The sequence below is a fragment of the Bartonella sp. AA56HLJMS genome (assembly GCF_042197145.1).
Lineage (GTDB): Bacteria > Pseudomonadota > Alphaproteobacteria > Rhizobiales > Rhizobiaceae > Bartonella.
This window is the reverse complement of sequence record NZ_JBHIRL010000003.1, coordinates 121520-140928: the sequence shown is the minus strand read 5'-3', so window position 1 is coordinate 140928 and position 19409 is coordinate 121520. Positions and strand designations below refer to the sequence as shown.

Below are 19409 nucleotides of genomic sequence, written 5' to 3'. Positions count from 1 at the left end.
AATAAAGTTCTCATAACAACATTGCTGCTTTGCACAGGGCTCATCACAGCTGGATGTGAAAAAACTTACAGCGTCGCAGAATTTAAAAAAGATAAAAATTTACGCCTAGAATGGGATGCGAAATGTGGATTTGCAGGAACTTCAAAAAATTGTGAAAACATGCGGTTAGCATTTTTAGAACTTCAGAAAGAGTATGAAGCAAAAGCAGCAGAAAGAAGTCGTAAAATTGACGAAGAAAATCGCAAATCAATGGAAAAATTGAAAGCTGAACAAGACGCTTGGATTGAAAAAATGAGAGCTAAACGAGAAGCAAGAGAACGCGCTAAAAGAGAAGCTGAACAACAACAAAATAACCATTAAGACACGATAAATAACGGAGCATCTAAATGGCAATAGTAACCAAAGGCATATTCACTAAGATAGACAACGGATTGATGAATCCCATTACAAAAACAATGGATAACATCTATTGCGCTTTAGCTGCTCAACCTAAAGAACCTTACAGACTATACAATAGATTTATGGCAAGATTATGTCGCTGCCCTAGATTTATCATCACTGGTTATAAAAAACCGATAACCTAGCATAATTTAAAGATTGTGCTCAAAACTTGTAAAACTGAAAGAAAAAAGGGGAAATATTGATGAATAAAGTTCTCATAACAACATTGCTGCTTTGCACAGGACTCATCACAGCTGGATGTGAAAAAACCTATAGCGTCGCAGAATTTAAAAAAAATCCAAAATTATTTGATGAATGGGTCACGAGATGTGGAGGGATAGGAACTTCAAAAAATTGTGAAAACCTAAGAGTAGCAGGCGCTGAACTTGAGAAAGAACGTCGGGCAAAAATTGAAGAAGAAAATCGCAAAATAGATGAAAAATTTAAAGCTGAACAAAAAGCCTGGATTGAAAAAATTGAAGCTGATACTAATAGATTACGAGCAGAACGAGAAGCAAAAGAGCGCGCGGCAGAAGAACAACAAAATAACCATTAAAACATAATGAAGAGCGGAGCATCTAAATGGCAATAGTAACCAAAGGCATATTTACTAAAATAGACAATATGTTAACGTAATCCCTTACAAGGACAATGGATAGCACCATTACACATCGCTATTGCACTTTAGCTGCTCAACTTAAAGAGCTTTGTGCGCTTTATAATATATTTATGGCAACATTATGTCTGTGCTCTAGATTTATCATCACTGGTTATAAAAACCGATAACACAAGCATAATTTAAAAATTGTGCTCAAACCTTGTAAAACTGAAAGAAAGAAGGGGAAATATCTATGAATAAAGTTCTCATAACAACATTGCTACTTTGCACAGGGCTCATCACAGCTGGATGTGAAAAAACCTATAGCGTCGCAGAATTTAAAAAAGATAAAACATTGATGGAAGAGTGGAATGCTAAATGTGGATTCGCAGGAACTGCCAAAAATTGTGAAAACCTAAGATTAGCACAACTTGAACTTGAAAAGGAATATGAAGCAAAAGCTGAAGAGAGAGCGCGTGAACGCGAAGAAGAAGATCGTAAAGCGCTAGAAGAATATCGAGCCGAGCTGCGAGCTAGACATGAAAAATGGAAAGCTGAAATAGCAAAAAAAGAAGCTGAAATAGAAAAAAGAAAAGCTGAAGAAAAAGCAAAAGAACAAGCCGAAAGAGAAGCTAAAGAACGAGCTGAACAGAACCAACATAATAATTGAATCAGAAATGATCATATTTGCAAAAATTAGATAGAATGGACGTGCAATGACATTCGAAAAAGTAGCTTACTTTACCACGGCAGAAAATATGTTAATGGAACCTATCATGCAAATAATGAAGGAGACCATTAAAAACCTTTCAATGGGTTTAAGTGCTCCGCTTAAAGCATCTTGTACAATCTACATTATATTTATAGGGTATAATATCATCTCAGGGCGTTCTTCCATGCCCTTATGGGAATTTATAGTGACAGCTTTCAAACTTGGCATCATTGTTTCACTTGCCACTAATGCTGCTCTTTATAATGAGTGGGTCGGGGATATGTTTTTTGAGGCTCTGCCGAATGCCATTGCACATGCCACACAAGGTACAATACACTCAGATAAAAATATATGGGATGATCTGATAAATAAAGCTGTTTCACATATTTTAAATTCAACAAAATCTGCATCATGGCTTGCACTGGGGGCGTATCTTGTTTCATGGATTTATGCTTCATTGTGTTACACAATTGCTATAATTTTTTGCCTAATTGGTTTTATCGTCACACTGTTTGCTAAACTTGGTTTGTTTCTTGTCATATCAGTAGGACCGCTCTTCATAAGCCTCTATATGTTTTCCTCAACAAGGCGTTTTACAGAAGCATGGTTAGGACAAGTTGCAAACTTCATCATTTTACAGGTATTAGTCATCTTGCTTGGTGGTATGTATATCAAACTTGCAATGAATGTCTTTTCAAAAGACATTAAAGATTTCGTGTTAGCCTATGGAGAATTCTTCGTGGTTGGCGTTGGTGGTATTTTTCTTTTCTTCAATTTACCTGGCATGGCTTCCGCTTTAGCCTCTGGGGGGGCTTCCCTTACAGGCTCAGGAGGAGCTAAAACGATAACGAAAGGTGCAAAAAAATTAGCATCACTAATAGCACAATTAGCAAAGGCCTAAGTTCAAATGCGGGAATTTAAAAAAATTGGGATTATCTTACCATTTCTCTTTCTCAGTGGCTGTATGTCTTCACCAAACACACTGAAGTCACTCCCAAAGTGTGATGGATATTCTAAACGTCCACTCAACAGATCAATGTGGAATTGGGAAGGGAAAAAACCCACGCCCACGCCCATTATCATCAGTAACAACACCCCTTCACCCCTAAAAGAAGGTAAGCTGGAAACGCTTCTGGCACAAAAATTAACGGATGAAGAAATCAAATCTTACAAAAATTGCGGGCAAAAAGCATGAAAGAAAAAGACATAGAACAATACATTGCTGAAGCACGCTCGTTTGATCAAGATCGCATGCTCGCCTCACGCCGCACCACCCGCGTCTTGCTTGCCATTGCCGGCATCGCGGTTGCTGTTGCAATAATGTCTTCTCTCGCGGTCATCACCCTCACACCCCTTAAAACCGTGGAACCTTTTGTCATCCGTGTGGACAATTCAACCGGCATTGTCGAAGTTGTGGAAGCCTTAAAAGAAGGTCCCACCAATGTCGACGAAGCAATCACACGCTACTTTGCTGCAAAATATGTCCGCTCCCGTGAAGGCTTCACCACAGAAGAAACACAACACAACTTCCAAACCGTCTCCCTCCTCTCTTCTTCTGAAGAACAGGAAAGATTTGCCAGCTGGTATGGAGCAAGAAATCCCCAAAGTCCTCAAATTCTCTATAAAAACGCCACCGTTACAATAACAATAAAATCAATCTCCTTTATCAATGACGATGTTGCCCAAGTGCGTTACTACAGAACCATTCACGACAACGACAACAACAAAGAATTCATCACCCACTGGGTTGCAACACTTACCTTTGAATACATCAATGCCCCTATCTCTGTCCAAAACCGTTTGATAAATCCTCTAGGGTTTATTGTTAGTGAATATAGAACCGATCCAGAAGTGGTCAACTGATCATGACAAAAAAAATTCTTTTTCTCATTCTTAACATCGCTATTACCCTTTCTTTAACGCCTAGCCATGCCAGTATTTTTCCCACCCGTGCGCCAAGCGATAGCCGCATTCGCTTTATCAACTATGATGCCTATAATGTCACAAAAATTATTGGCTCCATACGCTCATCGGTACAAATAGAATTTTCTCCCAATGAAGAAATTGCCCATGTAGCAATTGGCAACAGCGTTGCATGGGAAGTCGCCCCCGCTGGCAATATTCTTTTCCTCAAAGCGCGGGAAGTCCAACCCATTACCAATCTCCAAGTCGTCACCACAAAGCTTGATGGCTCAAAGCGCTCCTATCAATTTGAACTGATGGTCAAAGATGGAGAAATTTCCTCTGGACAAGAAACATATTTCCTTGTGAAATTTCGCTACCCACAAGAAGAAGCAGAACAAAGAAGACTCGCAGCCCTTATGCGACAAGAAAAACAACAAGCCCAGCGTATCGATAATGTCTTCAACGCTTCTGAAACCTACGGACCTCGCAATTGGGCTTACACCGCTCAAGGCTCTATCACTCTTGAACCCTCCTCCGTTTATGACAATGGCAAAACAACAACATTTACATTTCCAGACAACCAAGAAATCCCTGCCATTTACATTGTCAGCAATGACGGTACAGAATCGCTGGTTCCCAAAACCACGAGAGGCAACATGGTGATTGTCCATGCCATTAGCGCACGCTTCACCCTAAGACAGGGAAAAAACGTCCTATGCGTCTTTAACGAAGCCTATCAACCAAAAGGCACAAATCCAAATACCGGAACAACCTCACCATCTGTTGAACGTAAAATTGCATCAGATCTTTAAATAAGCGGGAATTGAAGGGGACAACACATGAGTGATAAACCAATCATCGAAGATCGCGGATCTATTGGGGATGGCAAAAACAATAGCGCCAAAAGCGCTGGCAAAAAAATAGTTGTCGCAATCGCCTGTATAGGAATCTGCGGCTATGTGCTCTGGAACATCTTATCCTCCCCCACAGAACAAAAAGACACCGCAAAAGCTCATAAAAAACAAGCACAAAACTTTCACAATTCCCTCGCTCCTTTAGAGCTCGCCCCCTCTGACCCGCGTGCAAACATAGCGCCAATAACCTTACCACCCCCACAACCACTCGCACAAGAACCCAAAAAAGATGACCCACTACTTGATGCCGCAAGACGTGCCCCTGTTTTAGCTTTTGCCAAAGGCTCTAAATCTCAATTAAAAGACATCGTCAACACCACTCTAAACCCCCTTGAAAAATTCCATGCCCTTGAAAATCTCGCGAATGCGCAAAATTCTCCTGCCCTTCAAGACACACAAAATTTTGCAACCCTTTTAAAACCGACCACAACAGAAGAAGCAAAAGCAAAAGCAAAACTCATCGGCAATAGAAACTTTATCATCGCCATGGGAACCTCTATTCCCTGTATCTTAGAAACCGCATTAAACAGTGAGCAACCAGGCTTTGCAAGCTGCATCATCAACCGTGATATCCTCTCTGACAATGGGCGCGTTGTTTTGCTTGATAAAGGAACCCAAGTGATTGGCGAATACCGCGGAGGGATAAAACAAGGTCAATCTCGCCTCTTTGTGCTCTGGACAAGAGCAAAAACCCCAACCGGTGTCATCATCGACCTTGCCTCACCCGCAACCGACAGTTTAGGCAGAGCCGGTTTTGATGGCAACATCAACACCCATTGGTGGGAACGCTTTGGCTCTTCCCTTTTACTCACCGTTATTGATGGTGCCACAACAGTTTTAACAAATAAAATAGTAGGCAATTCCAATAAAGAAGGTTCAAACAACTCTGGAGGCGGCGGTTTTGAAGGCGCAAACAACACTGGAAAAGAGGCCGCCAGTATTGCTCTTGAAAATCAAATCAACATCCCTCCTACCTTAGAAAAATTTCAAGGCGAACTGGTCAACATCTTTGTAGCAAAAGATCTCGATTTTTCCTCTGTCTATAAACTAGTCGTAAAGAGCAAAAGAAACCGCTCTACTCCCAGCTATTCCTTTTTTCATTAAGCCAATAAAGTCACATTATGCCATCAGCAAAAAATGCAGAACGCGCCTCCATCGTTTTAACAAAATTAAAGATCTTAGATGACTTCCTCAATGATGACAATTTATTTGAAATTGTTATCAATCGCCCTGGCGAAGTAATCGTTGAGGGTCCCAATGGTTGGCAAACCCACATCTTAAAAGAGCTAACCTACAGCGAACTAGAAGGGATTGCAAAAGTTGTTGCTGCCTACACAACACAAAAAATCAGTGTAGAAAACCCCGTTCTCTCCGCAACACTGCCAAACAACGAACGCATACAAATTGTTATGCCTCCAGCAGTTGCAGCCAATACCATTAGCATGACCATTCGTAAACCTTCATCACGCACTTTTTCTCTTGAAAGTTTACATGAAAACAATCTTTTTTCTGTTGCCCAAAACACCAGTTTCACACCCACGCAACAAATGACAGAACGATTATCCGAACTCTCTGACACAGACAAAGAGCTAACAGATCTCTTTATCGCCAAAGATTTTTGCACCTTTTTAGAAAGAGCCGTTATTACACAACAAAATATCTTAATATCGGGCAAAACCGGTTCTGGAAAAACAACCCTCTCCAAAGCTTTGATTGCAAAAATCCCTGACTATGAACGAATTCTCACCATTGAAGACACGCCAGAACTTGTCGTTCCGCACGCCAACAAAGTCCAACTCTTTTATTCAAAAGATAACCAAGGCTTAGCAAAAGCAGGCGCAAAAGAACTGCTTGAATCAGGATTACGCATGCGCCCCGACAGAATCCTTCTACAAGAGCTGCGTGATGGTACAGCCTTTTACTATATCCGTAATGTCAATTCTGGTCACCCCGGCTCCATTACCACCGTCCACGCCTCAACAGCACTTGCAGCCTTTGAACAAATGACCCTTTTAGTCAAAGAAAGTGACGGTGGTGGTAATTTAGCACGCGATGATATCCGCGGCTTATTAATCTCGATGATAGATGTCATCATCCAATGCAAACGCCTTGAAGGCAAATTTCGTGTAACAGAAATCTATTACGACCCTTTCAAACGCCGTGATGCTTTTTAAAAAAACGCTACCCCTCACACCCTTTTTTATAAGCAAAAACTATACCAATAGAGCTTTCTTAAAAACACGATTATAAGCCGCGGATATCATCGCGTGCTAAATTACCACCATAGCTTCAAGTTCAGTGCCAATAATCGAAAATAAAAAGCAAAAAGAAGTAAAAATATCATCCCCATTCCCAATCACGAATGCGCCCCACAGGAAAACCAAAACGTGCCGAAAATGATATCTATAACCCTATATTTTTCTGATTTTTTTTGACATCAACATTTACAGGAATATAAATACCAAATTTAGTATCCGCTTCACCTTTAGCTTCAGACAAAAGCTTCACAAACACCTTTTAATATACGAGGTCCTGCTTTATGTGCCTTATCCATTATTATTCTTTTCGATATTCATCAAGGCGCAGTTAAATTTTTCTTCAATGCATTCCTCTCTGATTTTGTCAAATTACCTCAAGATGATTGACTGTAAATATCTTCGATCAACACCGGAATATTTTGACCACCCCAAAAGGATATAACCTTATATCCCCCACTTTTACTCTTATGCTTTTAAACCTAACTTTCCTTGGCTTCACCTCATTCCTTGCATAAAACCACCAACATCTGAATGAGTAGCAATAAAAGAAACAATATCAAATAATTATTCAGGCGATATGCCTTCTTCTTTCACAGAAATTCAATAAGCTGCCATTTCAATCACGGTTTGCATACATCATTCAATATACGGAAAACACCCATAACGATAATGATGTAAATGAAAAGCTAATTTGAAGTGAATGATCAGAAATATCAAATATCCAAATGACAAAACAAATCTTACCTATCTTCAGCTATATCTCTTAACCCTTGTCACTTCTCTTAACCCTTGTCACTTTTCTCAAAAGTTTAAGCGTTTTCGCATGAGGAATATACATATCAAACGGCAATCCTCTTTCATCAACAACTTTAGCTAAAGAAATTCGTATGAAATCAGACACCGTAAGTCCTAAACTTGCTAATATTTCACCAGCTTCTTTTTTTACGTCCTATCATGTGGGTTCGTACAACGTCTTTTGTCACACCCATATTAAACTCTTTTGATTAGCTCTCTTTTGTCATATGGCTTAATAGGGCTTATACAGCATAAGGCTTTATCCTTGCCCTTACCGTATCATATCTATTGATCTTGCACGCGCTATTGCATTGATTTTCTCCTGTTGTCTCTGTTGCAAAAACTTAACTGCCATTTGAAACTCTTTTATGCAATCTTGATCATGGGACTGTTGTTAAGGATTTTTTTTTGATAGATCATAATTTGTTTGCATAGCAAGCCAAGCACGTGCTGTGCTTACACCAGACATTTCAAGCCTAATAGCAAGATTAGCACTCATAGCGGCTTTTCCATTTAAAACTCTAGAAAGTGCTACACGAGATATACCAAGCTACTCTGCTGCTTCATTAAAGGATAAACCAAGCTCTTTGATCACATCTTCTCGCAATAATTCACTGGGATGTGAAGGATTCTTCATCATTGTTTAGACCTGCTTTTTGATGACAATCCAGATAATCAACCATTTCCACATCTATGCTATCAAAGCGAAATATTACGCAACAATTTCCATTTACAGTAATTGACTAATAATCCTTGAAATCACCCTTTAGCAGATGTAATTAAAAGGATGGATAACTCAAATCTTTTGGCGATACATCTCCTTCAAGAGCACTTAGAATACGCTTTAATTTTTGAGCATGGGCGGTTCTAATCCCTTCAGTCGTACCAGTATTATAGAAGGCTTCAATCCTTTTATGTTTAAATCTTAAAATTGTAAATGAATATAGAGTGTACCCTTCCAAGATACAAAAAATGTTCATTATTTTTACATCACACGGCTTTTTTTACTTTATAAACATTAGAACTGTCGTGAAAAAATTGCTCATTCTCATCTCTTTCTCATTATTCTACTAATTATTGGAAAAGTATAAGTTCATAATTAGGAGGAGCTAAACGTAATAGGAGCGTATCATATCTCCAATTGGCAGCGGCACTTAGAAACATCAAGATGATATAACCACAATGACCATTGCTGTTTGATGTTCATGAGGCGCTGCACCCGCTGTATATCGAGTAAAAAGAATGAATAACACTTAAACTCCCGTTCTATCAAACTTATGTAAATATAATCATTTCTGATTAAATATACTGTTGATTTCCTGCTTCTTCGAGGCTGGTTTCACCAAAGTCACAGGACATTGCCCAGAGCATTCCTCTCCACAGGCTGACACGGTGGAACTCACCGCCAAGTTTTTTAAATTAATCGCGGCATTAATGTCTCTATCATGGTTCGTACCACAATGAGAACATCTCCACTCACGTATGCTAAGAGGTAATTGTTCAATCTTACATCCGCAATGATGGCAGATCTTACTGCTCGCATACCAACGATCTGCAATAACAATCTGTCGACCATAACGTGCCGCCTTATATTCCAATTGACGGCGAAACTCGAAAAAACTTTGATCTGCAAGGGCACGCGATAAATGCTGATTTTTCAGCAAACCTTTTACATGAAGATCTTCCAGACAAAATGTACCAAAACGCTGAATTAAATCTGTTGTAACCTTATGCAAATGATCTGTTCTGATATTACTTATTCGTGCATGAAGCTTAGCGAGTTTTTGTTTCTCCTTATAACGATTGCTCGAGCCTTTTTGCTTACGGCTTAGCTTTCGTGATAAGCGTCGTAAACGATTTAGCAAAGCCTTATAAGGTTTAACGCTTCTTATGGTTTCTCCTGTCGAAAGCGTTGCAAGTGCATTGACGCCCAAATCAAGACCAACAATAGCTTGGTTCTCGCTCAGTGGCTCTTGATTATTGGTTTCAACGCTAAGACTTACAAACCACCGATCCGCTTTACGGCTAATGGTTACTGACAAGATCTTTCCTTGAAATCGCAATTGTTCTCGCAGACGAACCCAACCAAGTTTGGGAATTCTTATCTTGGAACCTTGCAACTGTACTTGATCATTGGTTAAAGTAAAACGATCGTGCACTCCTTTCTTTCTCAAAGTGGGATATCGGCTTCTTCCTGAAAAGAAATTCTTAAAAGCCATACCCAATTGAATAATTGCCATTTGTGGAGCATTTTTAGTGACTTCCATTATCCATGGAAATTGTTCTCGTTTTAGAGAATTGAATTGTCTACGTAGCGCATAGTCATTAGGCTTTGTAAATTATTATCTTTCTTCCATGCTTCATATTGCTGCTGCCATTCCTTCAGTGCCCAATTATAAGCAAAGCGCGCGCAACCACTGGCTCGAGCCATGTAGCTTCGTTGTTTATTGTTTAAGTCTAGAGCTATTTTGTGAGCAACAATCATTGCGATGCTTCTACAGCTTGACGAACATTCTCTAATAACTTTTGATTTTTTCTCGAACGACTTCCATAAAGACGAGCACTGAAGACAGTAATAATTTCTAAAACATCTTTGGCTAAATCTTCTTCAAAACTGCTTTCTTCTCCTTGATTGAGAATGACAACCTCAACTTGTTTGGCTTCACAAATGGCGAAGACCAATTCCGCACCAAAGCGCAATAAACGATCTTTATGCGTAATCACCAAACGACCTATTTCATTTTCAATGAGAGCATCCAACAAACGTTTAAGACCTTTTTTACGATAATTCATCCCTGACCCTAAATCAGAGATGAGTTCATAAGTCCACCTTGGCTTGCGCAATAAAGCTCGAGAACCTGTTTTTGTCGCTCTAAATCGTCTTTTTGATCATGGCTCGATACACGCGCATAAGCAATGGTTTTTCTTTGTGATAGTTCTCTCGAATGAAAAGCTCAGGTCTAAGCCTAGATAGGTCATAACGGCGGTGACCTCCTGCCGTGTGCTCAGAAATAATTTTGTCTTCACATTCCCAACGGCGTAGAGTGCTGATCGAAACACCCAAAACTTGAGCGGCCTTACCTATCCCAATAAATCTATCCATAATGTATATTATTACACAGATATAAATAGATTACAAATAAGCTGTTAAAGCCCCCCACTACAAACTCTGTTAAACTAATAACCGATTTACGAATAAGTAAAAGAAAAAGGAAAATCAAAAAAAGGCATATTTTTTATATCTTACGAACTATAGAGAAATCTATACGCATTGTAGTTATTAGAATTGGACTTTCCTTTTGTAATTGCCAAAATCCCGCATTAAAATCAGACCTTTATTCAAAGATGATCTGATAATTTTTTCAAAAAATTCAAGATTCCTCAAGTGCAGTCCCCATGCGTACATCATGATGAATAATAACATCCATCAACTCTGTCACGACAGTGTCCAATACTTCTCGTGCATCGCCTTCAGCCATAAGGCGGATAACCGGCTCAGTTCCAGAAGCGCGGATCACCAGCCGTGCCTCTTTTCCTAACCGCTTCTCTGCTTGATCAATGGCCGCTTTGACGGGATTTTTTTTCAAGACATTTTTATTTTTAATCGTTACATTTTTTAAAATTTGCGGTACAGGTTCAAACCGTTTACACAATTGGCTCATAGGGCTTTGACTTTCCTTCATACAGGCTAAAATCTGCAATGCAGCCACCAAGCCATCACCCGTGGTACCAAAATCACTAAGCACGATATGGCCAGAAGCCTCACCACCAACATTATATCCCTTTTGGCGCATGGCATCGACAACATAACGATCTCCAACTTTTGTCCTTACAAGGTGCAACCCTTTGCTATTCAAGAAACGCTCTAGTCCAAGATTTGACATAATCGTTGTGACAACACCATTGCACCGTAATCGTCCCATTTTATGCCAATTTTCAGCAATTACAGCAATTAACTGATCTCCATCAACCGTTTGTGCTTTTTCATCAACAATGAGAACTCGATCTCCATCTCCATCAAGAGCAATCCCCACATCAGCACGCACTTCATGCACTTTTCGTTTTAAAGAGCTTAAATCGGTTGATCCACATTTTTGATTAATATTGGTCCCATTGGGTTCATCATGAATAGCAAAAACCTCAGCCCCCAATTCCCATAAAGCACGGGGAGCCGCTTTATAAGTAGCCCCATTGGCACAATCCACAACAATACGCACAGTATCTAAGCGAACATCACGCGGCAAAGTTCGTTTGGCATATTCAATATAACGATAAATATCTCCCTCAACCCGTTTTGCATAACCAATTTCGGCAGAACTTGCTAAAGACTTTGAAAGATCTGTATCGATCAATTGTTCAATTTTCGCTTCCATATCATCTGAAAGCTTAAAACCATCAGGACCAAAAAGTTTAATTCCATTATCATAGAACGGATTATGAGAAGCAGAAATCATCACCCCAAGATCCGCGCGCAAAGAGCGGCAAAGCATTGCAACAGCAGGGGTTGGCACTGGACCCAATAAAAAAGCTTCCATCCCCGCAGCAGTCAATCCTGAAACCAAAGCGTTTTCCAACATATAGCCAGATAATCGTGTATCCTTGCCAATCACCACACGATGAGATTGATGTTGTGAGCGAAATAAAACCCCTACAGCCATCCCCACCTTCATGGCAAAATCGGGTGTCATAGGAAATGAATTGGCTTTCCCCCGAATTCCATCTGTACCAAAATATTTTTGCACCATGCCTCTTTCCTTTAATATATAATTCTTCCCTTGGCTTTTCCTTAAAATCCTAACAAGCCCCCTTCACCATCTACACATCTAAACCACTCTCAAGCAATTATGTTTACACCCTCACACATAAAAGCAATATTATCTCCTCAAAATGCTCTATACATCCCTTTAACACAACCAACGGATAATTTCACACACTTGCTAAATCCGTAAAGAAACCCAGCACCAAACCTCACACCCTACCAAATCAGCAAGGAAATCTATCGCCTAACCTTACAACCCCCTACCACATTAGAAAAGCAACAGTCCACCTCGCCTTGTAGCATGCTAAAGCCGCCATCATACAACGGCTTTGCTTAATTTTTTGCTTCCATATTTTTGCAAATATTACAAGAAAGGCGCAAACAAAACTTGCGCCTTTCTCAAAGAATTTAGAAGTTTTCCTAAAACATCGTCACTCAAGCGATATTAAACAGTTCTTATTTTTCTTTATCATGTCCCGCAGTATTGGACTTCTTTTCAGCATTACTTTTAGAGCGGTTGACTGATTTTGTGGTGCCTTTTGTGCTTTGTGCTTTTTTCTCAGTCTCATCCGATTGCACTTCTTTAGACTGAGCCTCCTTAGGCCCAACATTACCGGATTTTGCTGTTTTTTTCCCAACAGCTGCCTCTGCTTTACCTGCCTTGCCTTTATCGGCCTCTTCTTTATGAGGCACTATTTTAGGAGCTGCTTCAGCGTTTTTTTCATCTACCACTGTTATCTCTGCTCTGACCGTTCCAGTTTTTGGAACAGAAGACCCCCGTGGCGCAGCACCCTCATCTTTCTGTGTGCGTGAAGGAGGCTTTCCTGCAATAACTTCGTTAATTTCAGCTCCCGTTAAAGTCTCATATTCCAACAAACCTTGTGCCAAAGCAAACCATTCTTTTCTTTTTGTTTTCAAAATGTTTGTCGCATTTTTATAGGCATCATCAATAAGCTTACGCACTTCCATATCAATCATGCGCGCTGTTTCTTCAGAGACATTTTGTGTTCGCGCAACAGAATGACCCAAAAAGACTTCATCTTGGTTATCGCCATAAGCTACATTTCCAAGCAGATCAGAAAATCCCCACCGTGTGATCATCGCGCGAGCTAATTTCGTTGCTTGTTCAATATCAGAAGAAGCACCAGATGTGATATTTTCCTTTCCAAACTTTAATTCTTCAGCCACACGTCCACCCATCATAATAGCCAAACGAGAAATCATCCACCGATAACTCATAGAATAGCGATCGCCTTCAGGCAATTGCATCACCATTCCCAATGCTCTTCCCCTTGGAACGATTGTTGCTTTGTGAACAGGATCAGCAACCGGCACATTAAGAGCCACAATAGCATGTCCTGCTTCGTGATAAGCAGTGAGTTCTTTTTCCTCTTGTGTCATAGCGGTTGAACGACGTTCAGCCCCCATCATCACCTTATCTTTGGCATCTTCGAATTCTTGCATCGTGACAACTCTTTTATTACGGCTCGCAGCCATAAGAGCAGCTTCATTGACCAGATTCATCAGGTCTGCACCGGAAAATCCTGGTGTTCCCCTTGCCAAAATTTTCAAATCAACGTTAGGCGCTAAAGGCACGTTGCGCACATGCACTTTCAAGATTTGTTCACGCCCAGAAACATCAGGGTTTGGCACAACAACTTGTCGGTCGAAACGCCCTGGTCTTAACAAAGCGGGATCAAGCACATCGGGACGGTTTGTTGCGGCAATAAGAATAATACTTTCATTGGGCTCAAACCCATCCATTTCGACAAGCAACTGGTTTAAGGTCTGTTCACGTTCATCGTTTCCACCGCCAAGACCAGCCCCCCTATGGCGCCCAACAGCATCGATTTCATCAATAAAGATAATACAAGGTGCATTTTTTTTAGCCTGTTCGAACATATCGCGCACACGGCTTGCCCCAACACCAACAAACATTTCCACAAAATCAGACCCTGAAATGGTAAAGAATGGCACATTGGCTTCACCGGCCACAGAACGTGCTAGCAAAGTTTTACCGGTTCCTGGAGGACCAACAAGCAAAACACCGCGTGGGATACGCCCCCCTAAGCGTTGAAATTTTTGTGGTTCGCGTAAAAATTCAACAATTTCTTGAAGATCTTGCTTTGCTTCTTCAACGCCAGCAACATCTTTAAAGGTAATACGTCCTTGCGCTTCATTAAGCAATCTTGCTTTCGATTTCCCAAATCCCATTGCACCGCGTGATCCATTTTGCATTTGCCGCATAAAAAAGACCCACGCCCCCACGATAATAATAACAGGTAATAAGGAAAAGAGGAGATTGAGGAAAATGCTATTTCCAGAGCTTTCAGGAATAGCTTTAACATTAACGTTTTTGCTTTCCAATTTTTGTATCAAACTTGGATCGCGAGGAGCATAGGTTGAAATAGCTCTATGTTCAATGGTTTTTCCTGTTAATTTTTGACCTTGAATGGTCACAGATTTCAACTCATTATTCTCAACTTTTTGCAAAAATTCAGAATAGGAGACTTCTCCACCACCAGAACGTTGGCTATCTCCATTAAAGAGAGAAAACGACACAATCAAAATCAATGCAATAACTCCCCAAATAAGGAGAGAGCGGTAATTGGAATTCATATTCAGCCCACTTAATCAAATATAGATTTCAAACAGTTCCCCTTAACATATAACCTTGTCAGCCCCTTGCCAAGGGATGAGAAGCTGTTTATTTTCTTTTAGAGTAATTTTCCTTTATCTTTTCACCTCAATATTAAAAAAAGGTTCCACAACATTCACCAAGGCTGCATCTTCTCGTGAGGAAAGCCAATCGAAAGGTGCCATAATCCGCTTGACGATAACATGTTTATGAACAACTGCTTGAGAAATCAACTCTGGAATATCATACCCTTTATGATTTGAGATCATCAGCAGCGATTGTAAAGAGGGAAAATGAGGCTTTTCAAGCTCAAAATCGCTATTTTTTAATAAAAATTTCAGCTGTTCTAAATTTGCGGCTCCAACCTTTATAGCCTCATATCCATGATTTGTGATATGATAGCGCCCATCCCATATAAAAGTTTTATCTGGCTCAACAATAGCCTCTTTCATATTTCGCCCTTCACGCCACAAAGAAATTCCCTGCTTGTTATATTCAATAACAGAGCCCGCATAAGTAAAACGCCGCTTTTCTGGAGAATCGAGACAGAGTTTTTGAACAAGCATGCTTAATTTCTGATTGGGGAGCAAATAAAATCCCCCTCCCATCAGCACAGCAAAGAGCCCCACCACGAAAGGAAAACTGGAATGTTTCTGTAAAAATAGCGCAGGCTTTGCTATGAAACAACGTCCATGTTGGACAGTAATATCCAGTGCTAAGATCAAATCAGCAATATTTTGCGCGTGTTGACGACGCTGCAATGCGGCTTCATTTATTTTTTGAGCAATATAAGCCAATTTTTGTGGAGAAAGAGATTGACGCACGCGCACACGTTCAAAATTGCGATCTTCATTGGTTGGATCATCAATCCATGTTTGTCCTTGTAAGCGTAAATAATTCCGTAATGTTTGGCGTTTTACACCAAGGAGTGGCCGAATCAAACGCACTTTTCTATGCAACAGCGCCTCACGCGGAATACAGGATAAACCACGCTCATAGAGGGGACCATAGTTTTTTTCGGCAATATTTTTTCTTGTTTTTCTGGTATGATCCTCATCACGTATACCCTCGGCTTCACCGCGCAAAATACCAGCAAAACCACTGGCATAAACCTCATCGCGCATGGCAACAGCTTCACTATATAAAGCACCTCTATTCTTTTGGAGACGTTGATACCGCATTTGATAGGTCTCAACCTGATCATTGAGTGTATGCCCCGTCATAATAAGTGATGCGCCTTGTTTTTGTGCTTCTTTAACCAAGAGATCATAGCGTGCAACACGCGCGCTGGAAGCAATATGCGTCTTTGGCTTTTCGCCTTCCCATCGCACAGTGATATGTTGAATATCATGGACACGACAAATTTTCGCAACAGTTTCTGCTTCACGCATCGATTCTTTACGCAATTGATGATCAACCGTGACAACAATCATTTCTGGAGGAAATACGAGTGTTTCCAAATGCTCTTTGACCAAAAACATCAAAGCCAAAGAATCACTTCCCCCTGAGACGGCAAGAATCAACTTCTGACATTGAATAAAATCCGATGTTTTAAAGAGATTTCTTGCCAGTCTAACGCACACCGAAAACGACCTCGCTGTTTATTTTGCAGGTTTACAAAAAACAGATGCTAATGTTTGTTGACGTTTTGATTTTTTCACAAAATGAGCACAATCGTCTTTATTTGGCTCAAGAGCGACCATACTTCTTGCTAATTTCAGTAAAATCTCGGAGGTATAGAGCTTCTTTTTATCTGCATACCATGCGGTAAGATAAACTTGTGCTGCTTCATGATAGCGTTTTTGCCCCAACAAAGATTCGGCCAACCAAAATAAAGCATCATCACTCAAAGGATCTTTTTTGTAACGATTTTGAAAAGCGCAAAAGCTTTTTTCAGCATCAACATAGTTAGCAGAACGAATAAAATCATACCCTTCCTTATACAAAGCTTTAGAAGAAGAAAGATTGTCACTCTGATGTGCTTCAATTGGAGCACTTACTTCATGCGCTTTGTTAAAAGGTTGACTGTTTTCATGGTCATGGCTCTCCACCTTAGCTTCCACAGCAGCAACCTTTGTCTGGTCACCTGTACTATAGTCCTGCTCCATCTCTTCTTTTACAGTCTGAGATTTTTCATCTACAGCAGACTTTTCAAAAGAACAAGAATAAACAGAAGAGGCTTCTGTATCAAAAAGCTCGTGAAACTGCTTGTTAACATTTTTTAAACTGTTATGCTCAAGCACCATTCGTATCTTATGCAAAAGCTTATCTAAATCATAATCTTTAAATAAAGCCTGTTGATTCTCTAAAATAATCCCTTGGTGCTCTGCAACACTAGTAGCTTTTTCCACCACATCAGATGCTGCTTTATCGGCTGCTTCAGGTGCTTCCTTCATAGCATCAACAGCCTTATTAACAGCGTCAGTGGCTTTTTCTATCACATCAGATGCTGCTTTATCGGCTGCTTCAGGTGCTTTCTTCACTGCATCAACAGCCTTATTAACAGCGTCAGTGGCTTTTTCCTCCACATCAGATGCTGCTTTATCAGCTGCTTCAGGTGCTTTCTTCACTGCATCGACAGCCTTATCAACAGCGTCAGTGGCTTTTTCCTCCACATCAGATGCTGCTTTATCAGCTGCTTCAGGTGCTTCTTTCACAGCATCAACAGCCTTATTAACAGCGTCAGTGGCTTTTTCCGCCGCATCAGATGCTGCTTTATCAGCTGCTTCAGGTGCTTTCTTCACAGCATCAACAGCCTTATTAACAGCGTCAGTGGCTTTTTCCGCCGCATCAGATGCTGCTTTATCAGCTGCTTCAGGTGCTTTCTTCACAGCATCAACAGCCTTATTAACAGCGTCAGTGGCTTTTTCTATCACATCAGATGCTGCTTTATCAGCTGCTTCAGGTGCTTCCTTCACAGCATCGACAGCCTTATCAACAGCGTCAGTGGCTTTTTCTATCACATCAGATGCTGCTTTATCAGCTGCTTCAGGTGCTTCTTTCACAGCATCAACAGCCTTATTAACAGCGTCAGTGGCTTTTTCCGCCGCATCAGATGCTGCTTTATCAGCTGCTTCAGGTGCTTCCTTCACAGCATCAACAGCCTTATTAACAGCGTCAGTGGCTTTTTCCGCCGCATCAGATGCTGCTTTATCAGCTGCTTCAGGTGCTTCCTTCACAGCATCGACAGCCTTATCAACAGCGTCAGTGGCTTTTTCTATCACATCAGATGCTGCTTTATCAGCTGCTTCAGGTGCTTCTTTCACAGCATCGACAGCCTTATCAACAGCGTCAGTGGCTTTTTCTATCACATCAGATGCTGCTTTATCAGCTGCTTCAGGTGCTTCTTTCACAGCATCGACAGCCTTATTAACAGCGTCAGTGGCTTTTTCTATCACATCAGATGCTGCTTTATCAGCTGCTTCAGGTGCTTCCTTCACAGCATCGACAGCCTTATCAACAGCGTCAGTGGCTTTTTCTATCACATCAGATGCTGCTTTATCAGCTGCTTCAGGTGCTTCTTTCACAGCATCGACAGCCTTATCAACAGCGTCAGTGGCTTTTTCCGCCGCATCAGATGCTGCTTTATCGGCTGCTTCAGGTGCTTTCTTCACGTCATCAGTTGCCTTATCAACTGCATCAACTTTATCCGTATCATGTGCAGGATATTCGGAAGCCTTTCGTGCCGCACTTTGAACAAGTGAAGTAGAACAAGCTATGAAAACCCCCATATAAAAGAGTGTTTTCCAATTGATTTTACGATACATTCTTTTTTCCCCTTAAGAGCTTATTGAATAGTTGAAACAAACAATCTTCTTTTTAATGATTATTCATGTCACTCAACGTTGTCACAGCACGTCGATTTTGATTCCAACAGGAAATATCATCACATACTGCTACAGGTCTTTCTTTTCCGTAAGAAATTGTTTGAATCCGTTGTGCGGACACACCAAGAGACACCAAATAGTTTCGCACAGCAACAGCACGGCGCTGTCCAAGTGCCAAGTTATATTCACGTGTTCCCCTCTCATCAGCATGACCTTCGATCATAATAGAATAATAAGGATAATGAAGCAACCATTCTGCTTGGCGCGTTAAAATACGTTCAGCATCAGCATCAAGTGAAGAAGAATCGAGACCAAAAAACACGCGATCACCCACATTAACCGTAAATTCTTGTCCTGAGCCTGGTGACACCTGATTCAAACCAGCATCATTCATATAAGCGCCATTCATACCGTTAAGTGCACCAACATTTTTTTTGCCACACCCACCCAGGCATAGTGAGAAAAGAAAGAGGATAGCTAAGGAATGAGAGATGGTTTTTTTGGTAGAGCGCATAGTCCGTTTCTCCTTGAATTTCGTAAAGAAGGGTCAATTCTTAAAAAT

18 protein-coding genes and 2 pseudogenes are annotated in these 19409 nt (G+C 40.7%); 9 read left to right on the top strand and 11 right to left on the bottom strand.

Annotated elements, in window-relative coordinates:
- From ACFINI_RS03175 to virB11, 9 genes are all read left to right on the top strand, one after another.
- Positions 1–360: EexN family lipoprotein (locus tag ACFINI_RS03175; protein ID WP_375645719.1), on the top strand; the 360-nt coding region annotated here is incomplete at its 5' end.
- A gap of 283 nt (positions 361–643) precedes the next feature.
- The gene (locus ACFINI_RS03170; protein WP_375645715.1) at positions 644–997 is read left to right on the top strand and encodes an EexN family lipoprotein; all 354 of its coding nucleotides are present in this window, start codon (positions 644–646) and stop codon (positions 995–997) included.
- Between the two features lie 295 nt (positions 998–1292).
- Positions 1293–1709: an EexN family lipoprotein gene (locus ACFINI_RS03165; RefSeq protein WP_375645711.1), complete on the top strand. Its 417-nt coding sequence runs from the start codon at positions 1293–1295 to the stop codon at positions 1707–1709.
- A gap of 46 nt (positions 1710–1755) precedes the next feature.
- Positions 1756–2652: a type IV secretion system protein gene (locus tag ACFINI_RS03160; RefSeq protein WP_273787713.1), complete on the top strand. Its 897-nt coding sequence runs from the start codon at positions 1756–1758 to the stop codon at positions 2650–2652.
- A 6-nt stretch (positions 2653–2658) separates the two neighbouring features.
- On the top strand, positions 2659–2946 hold the full coding sequence (locus ACFINI_RS03155; protein WP_375645705.1) for a type IV secretion protein VblB7: 288 nt from the start codon (positions 2659–2661) through the stop codon (positions 2944–2946).
- Positions 2943–3614 (top strand): virB8 family protein, encoded by a 672-nt coding sequence (locus ACFINI_RS03150; RefSeq protein ID WP_375645702.1) that lies wholly within the window; start codon positions 2943–2945, stop codon positions 3612–3614. The genes ACFINI_RS03155 and ACFINI_RS03150 overlap by 4 nt, the downstream gene beginning before the upstream one ends.
- A gap of 2 nt (positions 3615–3616) precedes the next feature.
- Complete coding sequence (virB9, locus tag ACFINI_RS03145) at positions 3617–4468, top strand: P-type conjugative transfer protein VirB9 (protein ID WP_375630944.1); 852 nt, start codon at positions 3617–3619, stop codon at positions 4466–4468.
- A gap of 27 nt (positions 4469–4495) precedes the next feature.
- Complete coding sequence (gene virB10, locus ACFINI_RS03140) at positions 4496–5674, top strand: type IV secretion system protein VirB10 (RefSeq protein WP_375645695.1); 1179 nt, start codon at positions 4496–4498, stop codon at positions 5672–5674.
- A 17-nt stretch (positions 5675–5691) separates the two neighbouring features.
- On the top strand, positions 5692–6744 hold the full coding sequence (virB11, locus tag ACFINI_RS03135; RefSeq protein ID WP_375622633.1) for a P-type DNA transfer ATPase VirB11: 1053 nt from the start codon (positions 5692–5694) through the stop codon (positions 6742–6744).
- Between the two features lie 847 nt (positions 6745–7591).
- Here the strand turns inward: virB11 and ACFINI_RS03130 are convergent.
- The 11 genes and pseudogenes from ACFINI_RS03130 to pal form a co-directional block, all read right to left on the bottom strand.
- Positions 7592–7729: a type II toxin-antitoxin system RelB/DinJ family antitoxin gene (locus ACFINI_RS03130; protein ID WP_375645691.1), complete on the bottom strand. Its 138-nt coding sequence runs from the start codon at positions 7727–7729 to the stop codon at positions 7592–7594.
- A gap of 288 nt (positions 7730–8017) precedes the next feature.
- Positions 8018–8263: pseudogene (locus tag ACFINI_RS03125) on the bottom strand (HigA family addiction module antitoxin).
- Between the two features lie 649 nt (positions 8264–8912).
- Positions 8913–9890 carry an RNA-guided endonuclease InsQ/TnpB family protein gene (locus ACFINI_RS03120; RefSeq protein WP_375645687.1) on the bottom strand — a complete coding sequence of 326 codons (978 nt, stop codon included), beginning with the start codon at positions 9888–9890 and terminating at the stop codon, positions 8913–8915.
- 23 nt (positions 9891–9913) lie between these two features.
- The gene (locus ACFINI_RS03115) at positions 9914–10054 is read right to left on the bottom strand and encodes a helix-turn-helix domain-containing protein (protein WP_375611780.1); all 141 of its coding nucleotides are present in this window, start codon (positions 10052–10054) and stop codon (positions 9914–9916) included.
- 50 nt (positions 10055–10104) lie between these two features.
- Positions 10105–10541 (bottom strand): annotated as a pseudogene (locus ACFINI_RS03110) (IS607 family transposase).
- Positions 10496–10726 (bottom strand): MerR family DNA-binding transcriptional regulator, encoded by a 231-nt coding sequence (locus ACFINI_RS03105; protein ID WP_375611770.1) that lies wholly within the window; start codon positions 10724–10726, stop codon positions 10496–10498. Before ACFINI_RS03105 ends, ACFINI_RS03110 begins: the two are co-directional and overlap by 46 nt.
- A gap of 268 nt (positions 10727–10994) precedes the next feature.
- Positions 10995–12368: a phosphoglucosamine mutase gene (glmM, locus tag ACFINI_RS03100; RefSeq protein WP_375611769.1), complete on the bottom strand. Its 1374-nt coding sequence runs from the start codon at positions 12366–12368 to the stop codon at positions 10995–10997.
- A 470-nt stretch (positions 12369–12838) separates the two neighbouring features.
- Positions 12839–15001: an ATP-dependent zinc metalloprotease FtsH gene (gene ftsH / locus ACFINI_RS03095; RefSeq protein WP_375645683.1), complete on the bottom strand. Its 2163-nt coding sequence runs from the start codon at positions 14999–15001 to the stop codon at positions 12839–12841.
- A gap of 114 nt (positions 15002–15115) precedes the next feature.
- On the bottom strand, positions 15116–16603 hold the full coding sequence (tilS, locus tag ACFINI_RS03090) for a tRNA lysidine(34) synthetase TilS (protein WP_375645678.1): 1488 nt from the start codon (positions 16601–16603) through the stop codon (positions 15116–15118).
- 18 nt (positions 16604–16621) lie between these two features.
- Positions 16622–18787 carry a tol-pal system protein gene (locus ACFINI_RS03085; RefSeq protein ID WP_375645674.1) on the bottom strand — a complete coding sequence of 722 codons (2166 nt, stop codon included), beginning with the start codon at positions 18785–18787 and terminating at the stop codon, positions 16622–16624.
- Positions 18788–18839: 52 nt separating this feature from the next.
- Entirely contained in the window at positions 18840–19361 is a 522-nt protein-coding gene (gene pal / locus ACFINI_RS03080; RefSeq protein ID WP_375611765.1) for a peptidoglycan-associated lipoprotein Pal, read from the bottom strand.
- Between the last annotated feature and the right edge of the window lie 48 nt (positions 19362–19409).

Bases quoted from the DNA above. Each gene is read 5' to 3' on its own strand.
- ftsH (WP_375645683.1), bottom strand. From the start codon at position 15,001: ATGAATTCCAATTACCGCTCTCTCCTTATTTGGGGAGTTATTGCATTG.
- ACFINI_RS03150 (WP_375645702.1), top strand. From the start codon at position 2,943: ATGAAAGAAAAAGACATAGAACAATACATTGCTGAAGCACGCTCGTTT.
- ACFINI_RS03160 (WP_273787713.1), top strand. From the start codon at position 1,756: ATGACATTCGAAAAAGTAGCTTACTTTACCACGGCAGAAAATATGTTA.
- ACFINI_RS03115 (WP_375611780.1), bottom strand. From the start codon at position 10,054: ATGGCTCGAGCCAGTGGTTGCGCGCGCTTTGCTTATAATTGGGCACTG.
- ACFINI_RS03120 (WP_375645687.1), bottom strand. From the start codon at position 9,890: ATGGAAGTCACTAAAAATGCTCCACAAATGGCAATTATTCAATTGGGT.
- ACFINI_RS03085 (WP_375645674.1), bottom strand. From the start codon at position 18,787: ATGTATCGTAAAATCAATTGGAAAACACTCTTTTATATGGGGGTTTTC.
- ACFINI_RS03165 (WP_375645711.1), top strand. From the start codon at position 1,293: ATGAATAAAGTTCTCATAACAACATTGCTACTTTGCACAGGGCTCATC.
- ACFINI_RS03155 (WP_375645705.1), top strand. From the start codon at position 2,659: ATGCGGGAATTTAAAAAAATTGGGATTATCTTACCATTTCTCTTTCTC.
- pal (WP_375611765.1), bottom strand. From the start codon at position 19,361: ATGCGCTCTACCAAAAAAACCATCTCTCATTCCTTAGCTATCCTCTTT.
- ACFINI_RS03170 (WP_375645715.1), top strand. From the start codon at position 644: ATGAATAAAGTTCTCATAACAACATTGCTGCTTTGCACAGGACTCATC.
- glmM (WP_375611769.1), bottom strand. From the start codon at position 12,368: ATGGTGCAAAAATATTTTGGTACAGATGGAATTCGGGGGAAAGCCAAT.
- virB11 (WP_375622633.1), top strand. From the start codon at position 5,692: ATGCCATCAGCAAAAAATGCAGAACGCGCCTCCATCGTTTTAACAAAA.
- virB10 (WP_375645695.1), top strand. From the start codon at position 4,496: ATGAGTGATAAACCAATCATCGAAGATCGCGGATCTATTGGGGATGGC.
- ACFINI_RS03105 (WP_375611770.1), bottom strand. From the start codon at position 10,726: ATGGATAGATTTATTGGGATAGGTAAGGCCGCTCAAGTTTTGGGTGTT.
- virB9 (WP_375630944.1), top strand. From the start codon at position 3,617: ATGACAAAAAAAATTCTTTTTCTCATTCTTAACATCGCTATTACCCTT.